The organism is Oceanispirochaeta sp. (genome assembly GCF_027859075.1).
Taxonomy (GTDB): Bacteria; Spirochaetota; Spirochaetia; order DSM-2461; family DSM-2461; genus Oceanispirochaeta.
Genome location: NZ_JAQIBL010000282.1, coordinates 1 through 11,915, shown reverse-complemented (window position 1 = coordinate 11,915; position 11,915 = coordinate 1). Strand labels below are relative to the sequence as shown.

Genomic DNA, 11,915 nt, shown 5'->3' with positions numbered 1-11,915 from the left:
GAAACAGTGTTCCTGCGGTACCATGGGATACTTAGACTACATACTCCAGTGCCGGATGTAAAGCAAAAAAGACAGGCTGTTCTCTTTTAGTATTCGCCTCCGCTGATTTCTCTGTCAGCCAGATCTTCCAGCTTCTCACCCTTGCTCAGCCGGGTTTCCGCTTCATCCAGAATGACTGCCGTGGCGGTGGCCCCGATTCTGCTGACCCCCATCATACGGGCTGTGACCATATCTTTCAGTGTCCGGACTCCTCCTGCGGCTTTCACCTTTACCGAGTCGGGGCTGTTTTTTCTCATCAGCTTTAAATGTTCCGCTGTGGCCCCTTTGTAGCTGTACATACCGTTGTCCTGTTTGACAAAACCGTAGCCAGTCGAGGTTTTTACAAAGGCGGCACCTGTATCAGAGCAAATTTCGCAGAGTTTGATTATTTCATCATTTTCCATAAAATCATTCTCGAAGATAACCTTCAGAATGGCTCCGGCAGAGACTGTCATTGTATTGAGTCTTCGAATTTCATCTTCCACATAAGCCCAATCTCCACCGAGGGCCTTGCCGATGTTGATGACCATGTCTATTTCAACAGCGCCGTCACTCAGAGCCTGTTCTGTTTCTTTTAGCTTTATGGCTGTTTTACTGTTTCCATGGGGGAAGCTGATGACCGTTCCAACCAGTACATCACTGCTTTTGAGTATGCCGCAGGCCAGGGGTAGGGCATAGGGTTTGATGCATACCGAGGCGGTATCATACTTTAGAGCCAGTTCACATCCTTCAGTCAGGTCTCTGTCTGTCATTGTCGGATGGAGGAGGGAGTGATCTATCATTTTCGCCATGTCCTTAAGTGTGAGGGGCATAGTTTTTCTCCTTTTTTGAAGCAATAATCATGTATCAGGGAACCTTGCTATCCCGCATGCATACCGTCGATACCTGTCAGACGCTGGTCGTTCAGGGGGGTAACATTCACAGCTCCTTTGATCTTGATTGTCATCTCCGCAGCTGCTTCCAGGACTTCCAGGCGATCAAAAGCCTGCAGCAGAGAGTTCCCAATGGTCAATACTCCGTGATTTTCGAGTAGAGCTGCGACTGCCCCTTCAGAAAGAGCGTTTGATACACTGTCTCCCAAACCTTCGGTACCCATCAGAGCATAGGGTGCAAACACCGGTTCCATAAGAAGGTAGCGAGCCTCTGCCAGCAGGTCCGTCCTGATGAACGGAGTATCGGCCGCGGTTATCAGGCTGGCATTCAGAGGGTGGGCATGAACAACGGTACAAATATCCTTCCGGCTCCTCAGTATTTTGAGATGCATCCCTGTTTCGATACTAGGTTTTAGTCCGGGAGTCAGGTTTTCTCCCTCCAGGGTCATCAGGGCAATCTGTCGGAAATTGATTATCCCTTTATCCAGAGCCGCCGGAGTAATCAGAACATGGTGGTCATCCACCCGGAAACTGATGTTTCCTCCGGAACAGGTCGTCAGACCCTGGCTGTACAGCCTGCGCATAGTGGAGGCCACGGCCTCTCGTTGTTTTTTAAATCTCATATCAGAATTATACAGATGACATAGTTTATTACAAGTATATGGAAGGATGTGCCTGGTTATTAAACAATAGGTTTAACAACAAGTTATTCCTTGATAATCCCTGCTACTTATATAGACTTTAAGACTGGTGGTATGCTCTTGAGCGTTATAATGGAAAAGGAATTCTATCAAAAACTTCTCAACTGTCTTCATGATCAGGTAGCTGTGGTAGATCGGGATCTTATGATCATTTATCAGAATCAGGCGTTTGAATCATTCTTATCACTCAATATTCAAGACTCTTTCGATATTCGATCAGAATCTATCAATTCCTTGTTTCCAGAATCTGTCCGGGGCATTGTTGATGCGGTGAATTCATGCTTTCAGGAGGGAGCCGTAATTAAAAGAAGATTGGTCGTTGATTACAAAAGCAGGGAGTCTTTTTTTAAACTAATCATCATCCCCGATTATCATAAACAGGACGTGAATGAATGCATCCTGATCCTCTACAATGAAACAGATGTTGAATTGAAACAAAGAGAACTTAATCAGCAAGTTAACTTTTTTTCTAAGCTTATCACACGCCTACCTATCGGTATCTATATGTTTGACCTTCATGATCAGGACGTTCAACTCACTCTCTGGAATCCCAGGATGACCAGTTTTTTCGGGTTTTCCGAGAAGGATATATTGGGGAAATCCCTTGAATCTGTTTTTGATATGGAAACTGTAAAGCGACACAGAAAAGCTGTTCATCAGATACAACAGACCCGTTTGTATTATGATTTTCCAGGAGAGTATATAAAAAGCGTGACCGGAATGAGGTATTATCATACAATTCTCGCTCCCATAGCCCAGGAAGTCGACTCCAGTCACAGTTTTCTGGGGATAATGGAGGATGTAACAGATAAAATACAACAGGACGTCAAGCTTAAACGATATCAGAAAAAGTTGATGAATGCTCTGAAAAACACCTCAAAGCAGCTGGATGATACCACGGCGGAAATTTCTTCTATTCTGGATAATTCCTTTGGCATCAGTATTTTTTCATTGGACATGGACCTTTGTTACCGTGTCTTCAATTCGCATCATAAATTTCAGATTGAGACTCAGTTCGGATTAACTATTGAAAGCGGTATGCCATACAAATTAATTCTTGACCATCAGAATGATAAGGGTCAAGAGATCCTCGGGTTCTTAAAGATGGCTCTAGAGGGAATAAGCACATCTCAAGAGCTCCATCATAGACTTCCAGATGGTCAGTTGACCTACTTCGATGCCATATTTTCACCCCTTTATTCTCAGGATGTCGTCATCGGGGTCACCGTTGTCTATATCGATACGACCAAACATCGGCGTGCCGAAAAGGAAGCGGAAACATTCAAAACTGTTGCTGACAATGCTGAATATGGCGTCATGCTGACAGACCTTCAATTGAATGTCCGTTATGCCAATGCCTACTGGGAGAACCTGTTTAATATTCCAATCGGTGAATTGCCCGGACAGAAGTCTGATGTTTTGTTTCCCGAGAAACAGTTGAGTGTTGTAAAAGAAACAATTGCATCTCTCCATAAAAACAGAAGAAGTCAGCAAATCGAACTGGATCTTGTAAATAGAAATCAAGATCCCTTCACCATACTTATGAACTGTGTACTTTATGATGATATTGCCGGTGAACCCGGTGGAGTTGCTTTTACCTGCCTGGACATTACACCAATGAAGCAAGCGGAAGAAAGTCTGATTCTTGCCAGGGATAATGCTGAGCGGGCCTCTATTATGAAGAGTACTTTTGTCGCGAATATGAGCCATGAAATAAGAACGCCCCTCAATGCGGTACTGGGGTTTGCCGGACTTATGAAGGGCCGGCTGGAAGAACCTGATATGAAAAACTACCTGGAAAGCATTCTCTCCAGTGGTGAAATTCTCAAGGGACTCATTAACGACGTTCTCGACTTTTCAAAAATTGAAGCTGGTAAAATGAGCTATAATCCTGTTCCAATAGAAACAGTGTCCTTTTTCGGCGAGGTCTATACTCTCTTTCACCTGCAGGCTCAGGATAAAAAACTGATTTTCGATTTTGTGAGTTATGAGCCATTACCGGAGATTCTCATTTTTGATCCTCTTAGGATGAGGCAAATTCTGATTAACCTCATCGGGAATGCATTGAAATTTACAAAATGGGGGTATATAAAGCTTTTCATCCATTATGAATTCAACAAAAAATACCTTCAATTTACAGTTGCTGATACGGGTCTCGGTATTCCCCCGGAGGATCAGAAATCTGTTTTTGATCTCTTTGAGCAGCAGGACAAACAGGAAGCACGAAATTTTGAAGGCACAGGATTGGGACTGGCGATTACAAATAAACTGATCACACTCATGCATGGAAAGATCCTTCTTAAAAGTGATCGATGGATGGGGAGCAGTTTCACCGCTCGCATACCCATGGAGATGGCTGATTCCAAGAGGACTGAAAAAATATCCCTCCAGGAAAAGTGGACCTCATCAGATCCAATATTTGTCTGTTATATCGATGAGAGTCTTTTCTCCAAAAAATTGAATGATCTGGGGTTGAAGTTGCGTCTTCAATTTATACCTGTTGATGAATTAAAGGATCTGAATGAAAAGTTTATGATTTCGAAGAACTGCCTCCTGACAAAGGAACCCCAAAAGTATTCAGAATATTCAAAATTGATTGTGATAAAGTCACTTTCCAAGAAGAATATCCCGAATCAGAATATCTCAAACAGGGAATTTTTTATCTGTGAAGATCTTGAACCAATAAAAAAAGTGGCTGTTATTCGATCAATACTCCTCAGAGAAATGAACCAGGATAAAAGAAGTGACTTGTCCCTGGAGAACCTCAGTTCTATGGGGCTTACTCTGCTTAAAAAAGCATTGGACACTAAAGATTTTACGGATATCACAGAAGCTCTTCCGGCTCTCCGGCAATGCGGGGAGGAGGGTAAGATCTATACAGATGCACTGCAGGATGCTATTAGCTCCTTTAATATATCAAAGTTGAATGAAATGCTGGAAGATCTCCAGATAAAACTCAATAACAGGAATGAATAAGATGGATAAGAAAAGACTGCTGATTGTAGATGATACGCTTCCTAACCTTCAATTGCTTGGGAATATACTCAAAGATCTTTATTCTCTCAGTTTTGCTTCGGGTGGACAGGAAGCCCTGGACATGCTGGAAAAATCAAATCCCGATATGATTCTTCTGGATATTATGATGCCTTCGATCGATGGATTTGAAGTCTGCCGGAGAATCCGAAAAAATCCTGTGACAAAATCTATTCCCATTATTTTCCTGTCGGCGAAAAATGACAAAGAGAGTGTTGTCAAGGGAATGAGTCTGGGAGCCCAGGACTATCTTGTCAAACCATTTTCATCCGAGGACGTCCTCTCCCGTATCAGGAACCAATTTCAGATAATTCCATCGGATCAGGTTTTATCAACAGGAAGAGAGGACAGCAAATCCTCCTGGGTCTTTATAAACAATAGAATTGATAACCTCGCTGTTTGCCATGCCTCTTATAAAAGTGATCTGGCAAACCAGATACAGTCAATAGAAAGCGAACTTGATCCGTTGGTTTCTGTGATTCCCGGGCTGCTCAATTATATACATGATTTAGAGGAACTAATGGGCTCCGGTTCAATTCTGAAATTGAAAGATATACAGGACAAGCTGAATGAAGCTCAAAAGAATCGACTTAACCCGGATGTCACTGCGGCGGTTCATACATTGCATGATAATCTGCAGGACCTTCAGTATAAATTGATCGATATTATTACTGAAATAACTCCACAAGAGGAAGCCTATGATAAGAAAGAACAGCTCAGCCTAAAGGCACTGTTTGATGATCTGAAAAATCTTATTCCTGATGAGATTACGATTCAGTGGTTGATCAAAGGAGATATCAATCTTCCCAACAGATATAAATCACTGAAGCAGGCTCTCCTATCCCTTCTCGATAATGCCCTGGATGCGATTCAGGAGGATTTTGAACATCATACTTGTTCTATTCGTATCAGTATTCTGGAAAATCATCTGATTATATCCATTCTGGATTCGGGTCCGGGGATTTCGGAAAAAGTAATAAAGCAGATTTTTAAATTTGGTTTTTCAAGCAAACCAGGGCGACAGGGGTCAGGATTGACTGCAGCACATTTATTGATCAAGGAACATTTTAAAGGAAAGATTGATGCAGTGTCCGGAACGAAGGGAACAATGATTATTAATATTCCGATGATTTAATGTGAGTTCGGAGGCCTTCTCATTTCTTACAGATAGCATCTTCGGGTGAAGATTGAGCGGTCAATCTTGACAGACAAATAGTTCCATGTAAAACTGTGTAAACGATTGGCCAAACGATTGCGGGAAGGTTTGAGGGGCTGGATGTCATAGTATGAACAGAACAACACATCGCATCACCATGAAGGATGTCGCCCAGGCAGTGGGTGTTTCAGTCACCACTGTATCTCACGCCTTAAATGGAACCCGCCTTGTAGAAGAGTCAACGAAAAACAAGATTCTCAGGGTTGTCTCTGAGCTCGGGTATGAGCCGAATATTCTGGCCCGGAGTCTCAAAGGGAAGGGGACAAAAACAATCGGGATCATACTTTCTGATATCAGCGAGACCTTCTTTTCGGAGATCGTCAAGTCCATTGAAAAGATTGCCAGTGACCAGGGGTATAATATTATGCTCTGCGATTCCGAAGGCAGCAGTCAGAAAGAAGATCTATACATCAACTTGCTCCTCCAGAAGGGAGTCGACGGATTAATCATTTCTCCGGTAAATCAATATAAAGAGTTTCAGTGGGAGAATCATTCCTCTAAACCCTATGTCCAGATTGACAGGAAGACTCAAAGTGCCAGAGGCTGTTTTATTGGCATTGATAATGAAGGGTCTGCTCAAAGAGTCACGGAGATCCTTCTGGACAGGGGATGCAGAAAGGTCGGATTTATTGGATATGGAGATGAGTTTTATACCATGGGAGAACGTTTCAAAGGGTATTTGAAGGGCATAAACAGGTTTGCCCTTGATCCTTGTGTATACAGGACGGAACATCGGAGAGAATCAGTTGACTCTTTGGCCGATTGGCTGAAACAGCAGCGGCCGGATGGACTCCTATGTACAAACGAGGTTCTTTCCTACACCTCCTTTCTGGCCGCCGAGAAATTGAAAATCAAAATACCCGAAGATCTCAGGATGATCGGCTATGATGATGCCCGCTGGCTGACCCTTTTAAAAACGCCTTTGACTGTGGTTCGTCAACCAACGGAACAGATTGGCAGATCTGCCATTAATATGATAATTCAAATGATAGAAAGCAAAAGCAGTGCACAGCAAAAGAATGTCATTCACAGCTGTGAGATTATTGTACGTGATTCCTGCGGCAGCAAGGATAATAAGAGAGTTTCAATACCATAACAGGAGGGGTTTATGATTATCAGTTTAGGAGAAGGATTGATCGATTTTGTCAGTCAGAAAGGTTTGGAGTTTATAGGATTTCCAGGGGGATCTCCCTACAATACTTCCGTTGCCATAGCGAGAATGGGCATTCCCGGTCAGTACCTGGGCCGGGTCAGTACGGATTTGTTTGGAAATCAGCTGATGGATCATCTGAATAAAAATTCTGTAGGAACAAAGCTGGTTATCCGTACCGATGAATCCAGTACCCTTTCATTTGTGCAGAAGCAGAATGACGGTCAGGCAAAATACGCCTTTTTTGCAAATCAGACCGCTGATAAGTCCTGGAGGAAGGGTGAACTGGATCAACTGTCCCTTCCCGGGGATACCAGGATCATTCATTTCGGTTCAATTTCACTGTCTCAGGAACCTTGCGGAACTGTACTCAGCGATTTTCTAATCAAGAGATGTTCCGGATATCTCCTCTCCTTTGATCCGAATATCCGGCCTTCTCTTGTCCCGGACAAAGGTGTATACATTAAAAGATTTGAGGAGCTCTGTAAGGTCTGTTCCATTGTAAAACTGAGTGATGAAGATTTTGAATGGCTCTATCCTTCAATGAATCTTGATGCTGGAGTTGCACGGATTCTTTCTTATGGTGTTCCTCTGGTTGCCTTAACAGAGGGTAAGAAGGGTGCCAGACTGATCACAAAAGATCATACCGTCACATCTCCTCTCTTTGATCTTCCCGTGGCTGATACAATCGGGGCGGGGGATACCTTTCACGGTGCCATGCTGAGCTGGTTTCATCTCCGCGGGCTCTTTACCAGGGATGAGATAAGTTCCCTGAGCCGGGATGAACTCACAGAACTGGGTGACTTTGCCAATAAAGCCGCCGGTATCAACTGCAGCCGCAGCGGAGCCAATCCGCCGACCCGGGATGAAATGGAGAGCATTCAGCTCTGAATGAAACAGGAGGGGCGTCCATTAAACCGTCCCTCTCAATTTTGTCAACGGGATTTCCCTTTTCACCGGGGACGCTCCCGTTTATACTTCTCCTATGCACAGTGATAAACTCATCATTCAGATCATTATCGCCCTGGTTCAGCAGACCGGGCTGAATATCATAGTCGCTCTGTTGTTATCCCGCCTGGGCATGTTTACCAGAATGATCCGGAATCGGAATCAGAATCATAACACCCGGGATCTTCTGTTTCCCATTCTTGTTCTGGGGATACTGGGGACGGTGGGAACCTACACAGGCGTGCCTATTCAGGGAGCCCTGGCCAACGCCCGGATGGTTCCTGTTTTTGTCGGTGGACTTCTGGGAGGACCTGTTGTCGGAATCTTTGCCGGACTGATCGCCGGGATTCACAGATGGGGCATCGATGTAGGCGGTTTCACGGCGATATCCTGTATGCTCTCAACCATAGCAGAAGGAGCCCTGGCGGGATTTTTGAGTCCCCTTTTTTACCGCTCAGTGAGGAAACCATTGTTTGCTCTGGGAGCGGCCGCCACCGCTGAGGTCATGCAGATGGTTCTGATTCTGATGACAGCAAGGCCTTTTCCGGATGCGGTCAACCTGGTGAAGGTTATCGGCATCCCCATGATTGCAGCGAATTCCATCGGCTGCTCTCTGATCATCCTTGTATTTGAGAATCTCTTCAGTGAAGGAGAGAGGATGGCTGCCCGCCAGTCTCATCAGGTTCTGAAGATTGCAGACCAGACATTGGCTTTGTTCAGGAGAGGTCTGAATCATGAAACCGCATCGGCTGCGGCGGAAATTATCCGCAAGGAGATGTCTCTGATCGCAGTCTCTTTCACAGATCGGGACCGGGTACTCGTTCATTCCGGTGCCGGCAAGGACCATCATAAAGCCAGCCAGACGATTCTCACAAGGATGACCAAGGAAGCCATGCGGGCGGGCATTTTAATGACAGCGGCAACTCAGGAAGAAATCGGTTGCTATCACCCTGACTGCGCTCTAAAATCTGCCGTCATTGCCCCTCTTCTCAGGGATTCCGAATGCATCGGCACACTGAAGCTTTACAAGGGGCAGGAGAATGCCATCAATCAGGCGGACATCGAAACGGCCCGTGGACTGGCGACTCTGATTTCTTCTCAATTGGAACTGAGCCGTCTTGATGAGCAGAAGCAGCTCCTCCGTCAAGCCAAAATGCTGGCCCTTCAGGCTCAGATCAATCCTCATTTTCTTTTCAATGCCATCAATACGATTGTCTCTCTGATTCGTACCGACCCTGAAAAAGGCCGGGAACTTCTGGTTCATCTGGCAACATTTTACAGGAACAATCTTCAGGACGGAGATACTTCCGTATCCCTTGAGATCGAGATTAAGCATATAAAGGCTTACCTGGAGATAGAACAGGCCCGTTTCGGTGAACGTCTGAAAGTCGTGTATGAAATCCAGCCGGATCTGAATCTGGATCTGCCGCCCCTGCTGCTTCAGCCGCTTGTTGAAAATGCTGTGATTCATGGTATTCAGCCCTGTCCCGATGGGGGCACGGTGACCATCAAGGCAGAATCCGTCACGGGAGGGACTGTTCTGACAGTCCATGACAATGGTCTGGGGATTCGGGACAAAGGATTCTGTGATGATCCTGAGGATAGGCCCGCTAAATCTATCGGCATGGTCAATATCAGGCAGCGGCTGCACAATCTCTATGGTCCTTCTTCCGATCTGCAGTTGAGCTGTGAAGAAGGGGCAGGTACAACAGCCCGCATTTTTATTCCTTCAGGATCTGCCTTATGATCAGGGTCCTTGTAGTAGATGATGAAAAACCGGCCCGGGATGAACTGTGCTGGCTTTTGGAAAAACAACCGGATGTAAAGGTCGTCGCCCAGGCCGAGAATGGTATGAAAGCCCTGTCTTCTCTTGAAAAAGAGGAGGTGGACCTTATCCTTCTGGACATTCAGATGCCCGGTATGACAGGCCTGGAAACGGCCCGTCAGATTCTGGACCGTTCCCATTTTCCTCAGATTATATTTGTAACAGCCTATGATCAGTTTGCCATCGAAGCCTTTGATGTTAACGCTCTCGATTATCTTCTGAAGCCCATAGAGGAAGATCGTTTGGAACGAGCTCTGAACCGTGGCCGAAACCGTTTAATGAAAGAGGATGGGATCTCGGATTTTGAACAGAAAATAAAGAGTCTATTCAACAATGAGAATCTGTCTGGCGGCAAAGAGAATATCAGGAAATTGACAGTTTATTATGACGGGCGGTTCATTCCTATTGATTTTGACAACATCCTTATGATGACTGCCGAGGATAAGTATTCCCGGATCTATACAAAGGACGGTTCTTTTACCTACAGGAAATCCCTGAGTGATCTGGAAGAACTTATATCTGATGATACACTGTTTAAATGCCATAGAAGCTATTCTGTGAATCTGAATTATGTAGAAGCTGTTGAGCCATGGTTTAACAATGCCTACCGCATCAAGTTGAAACATGTGGAAGAGCTTATCCCGGTCAGCCGATCCAGGACCGCTGAATTAAAGACTCTTTTTCATATGGATTAGTGCATTCATTACCATTCACTCCCGAATTTCTACCATTCACTCCAAAACTCAACACGTCCTTTTCAAAATATTCCTAAAGTGATCTCACGTTGAATCTAAGGAGTCACTATGATCAGTTTTCTTGTTTGTCTGGCCGCACTGGTTGTCGGTTATTTTGTGTATGGTAAAGTCGTAGAAAAGATTTTCGGAATTGAACCCGAACGGAAAACCCCTGCGTTTACTCAGCAGGACGGAGTGGATTTTGTTCCCTTGAAACCCTGGAGGATCTTCCTCATTCAGGTCTTGAATATTGCAGGCCTCGGTCCCATCTATGGTGCCGTTATGGGTGCTCTTTTCGGTACTGCATCCTTCCTGTGGATCGTCTTCGGATGTATTTTTGCCGGTGCTGTTCATGACTTTTTTTCCGGTATGATGAGTGTCCGCCACGATGGTAAGAGTATTTCTGAAATCACCGGGATTTATCTTGGAAACGGGATGAGACAGGTCATGAGGGTCTTCTCCGTTGTCCTGCTTCTCCTTGTGGGAACTGTATTCATGGCGGGTCCTGCGGGAATCCTTTCAAATTTGGGAATGACTGGTATCTTCGCCAATAAATGGTTCTGGCTCTCTCTTATTCTGGTCTACTATTTTGTGGCAACCATCCTGCCTATCGATAAGATCATTGCCAAAATCTATCCCATATTCGGAGTTGTTCTGCTGATCATGGCAGTGGGTGTGGGAGTTATGCTCTTTTTCGGTGAACATTCTATACCCGAAATCAGCCTGACCAATCTACACCCCAAAGGTCTTTCATTTTTCCCCATGCTGTTTATTACAATAGCCTGTGGAGCCATCAGTGGTTTTCATGCGACCCAGTCTCCCATCATGTCCCGCTGTCTGCCCAATGAAAAGATGGGCCGTCCTATTTTCTTTGGTGCCATGATTGCTGAAGGGATTATCGCCCTGGTATGGGCTGCTGCTTCTGTAACTTTTTTTGGAGGAGTTGACGGTCTGGCTGCTGTTATAGGTCAAGGCGGAGCCGGCCTTGTTGTTAAAGAAATCTCCGTAGGCCTACTGGGAACAGTCGGCGGAATGCTGGCCATGCTGGGCGTTGTTGCCTGTCCCATCAGTTCGGGAGACACGGCCTTCAGATCTGCCCGTTTGACCATTGCGGACTCATTGAACCTGAAGCAGGAAAACATCATGAACAGATTGATGATTGCCATCCCTTTGTTTGCCGTTGGATTTTCTCTGAACTTCATCGACTTCTCCATTATCTGGAGATACTTTGCATGGTCCAACCAGACCCTGGCCACCATCGTTCTGTGGACAGCCGCAGTGTACATGCTTAGAAACAAGAAATTCCATTGGATTGCTACCGTTCCTGCCACATTTATGTCTGCCGTTGTGACTACATATATTCTGCAGGCTCCTGAAGGATTAAAACTGTCTCCTTC

The 11,915-nt window shown here is 45.1% G+C and carries 9 protein-coding genes; 7 read left to right on the top strand and 2 right to left on the bottom strand.

The genetic code is table 11. The features are described 5' to 3' along the window. Positions 1 to 86 precede the first annotated feature (86 nt). Positions 87 to 851, bottom strand: a complete 765-nt coding sequence (gene deoC / locus PF479_RS15715) for a deoxyribose-phosphate aldolase (RefSeq protein WP_298008358.1) — start codon at positions 849 to 851, stop codon at positions 87 to 89. Between the two features lie 47 nt (positions 852 to 898). Next, positions 899 to 1,534, bottom strand: coding sequence for a class II aldolase/adducin family protein (locus PF479_RS15710; RefSeq protein WP_298008356.1), 636 nt, complete (start codon positions 1,532 to 1,534; stop codon positions 899 to 901). Positions 1,535 to 1,684: 150 nt separating this feature from the next. Between PF479_RS15710 and PF479_RS15705 the strand changes: the two genes are divergently transcribed. From PF479_RS15705 to PF479_RS15675, 7 genes are all read left to right on the top strand, one after another. Further along, the gene (locus PF479_RS15705) at positions 1,685 to 4,588 is read left to right on the top strand and encodes a PAS domain-containing hybrid sensor histidine kinase/response regulator (RefSeq protein ID WP_298008353.1); all 2,904 of its coding nucleotides are present in this window, start codon (positions 1,685 to 1,687) and stop codon (positions 4,586 to 4,588) included. Position 4,589: 1 nt separating this feature from the next. Continuing rightward, positions 4,590 to 5,780, top strand: coding sequence for a response regulator (locus PF479_RS15700; RefSeq protein ID WP_298008350.1), 1,191 nt, complete (start codon positions 4,590 to 4,592; stop codon positions 5,778 to 5,780). A gap of 151 nt (positions 5,781 to 5,931) precedes the next feature. Further along, a complete protein-coding gene (locus PF479_RS15695; RefSeq protein WP_298008347.1) occupies positions 5,932 to 6,957 on the top strand; it encodes a LacI family DNA-binding transcriptional regulator in 1,026 nt (341 codons plus the stop codon). Between the two features lie 12 nt (positions 6,958 to 6,969). Further along, a complete protein-coding gene (locus PF479_RS15690; RefSeq protein ID WP_298008345.1) occupies positions 6,970 to 7,902 on the top strand; it encodes a carbohydrate kinase in 933 nt (310 codons plus the stop codon). A gap of 94 nt (positions 7,903 to 7,996) precedes the next feature. Further along, the gene (locus PF479_RS15685) at positions 7,997 to 9,706 is read left to right on the top strand and encodes a LytS/YhcK type 5TM receptor domain-containing protein (protein WP_298008342.1); all 1,710 of its coding nucleotides are present in this window, start codon (positions 7,997 to 7,999) and stop codon (positions 9,704 to 9,706) included. Beyond that, positions 9,703 to 10,479 carry a LytTR family DNA-binding domain-containing protein gene (locus tag PF479_RS15680; protein ID WP_298008340.1) on the top strand — a complete coding sequence of 259 codons (777 nt, stop codon included), beginning with the start codon at positions 9,703 to 9,705 and terminating at the stop codon, positions 10,477 to 10,479. The genes PF479_RS15685 and PF479_RS15680 overlap by 4 nt, the downstream gene beginning before the upstream one ends. A 108-nt stretch (positions 10,480 to 10,587) precedes the next feature. Further along, the coding region (locus PF479_RS15675) for a carbon starvation protein A (RefSeq protein WP_298008338.1) at positions 10,588 to 11,915 on the top strand (1,328 nt) is incomplete at its 3' end.

What these genes read in the sequence shown, in the direction of transcription:
- PF479_RS15705 (WP_298008353.1), top strand. Translation starts at nt 1,685, where the DNA reads ATGGAAAAGGAATTCTATCAAAAACTTCTCAACTGTCTTCATGATCAG.
- PF479_RS15700 (WP_298008350.1), top strand. Translation starts at nt 4,590, where the DNA reads ATGGATAAGAAAAGACTGCTGATTGTAGATGATACGCTTCCTAACCTT.
- PF479_RS15710 (WP_298008356.1), bottom strand. Translation starts at nt 1,534, where the DNA reads ATGAGATTTAAAAAACAACGAGAGGCCGTGGCCTCCACTATGCGCAGG.
- PF479_RS15695 (WP_298008347.1), top strand. Translation starts at nt 5,932, where the DNA reads ATGAACAGAACAACACATCGCATCACCATGAAGGATGTCGCCCAGGCA.
- PF479_RS15680 (WP_298008340.1), top strand. Translation starts at nt 9,703, where the DNA reads ATGATCAGGGTCCTTGTAGTAGATGATGAAAAACCGGCCCGGGATGAA.
- deoC (WP_298008358.1), bottom strand. Translation starts at nt 851, where the DNA reads ATGCCCCTCACACTTAAGGACATGGCGAAAATGATAGATCACTCCCTC.
- PF479_RS15685 (WP_298008342.1), top strand. Translation starts at nt 7,997, where the DNA reads ATGCACAGTGATAAACTCATCATTCAGATCATTATCGCCCTGGTTCAG.
- PF479_RS15690 (WP_298008345.1), top strand. Translation starts at nt 6,970, where the DNA reads ATGATTATCAGTTTAGGAGAAGGATTGATCGATTTTGTCAGTCAGAAA.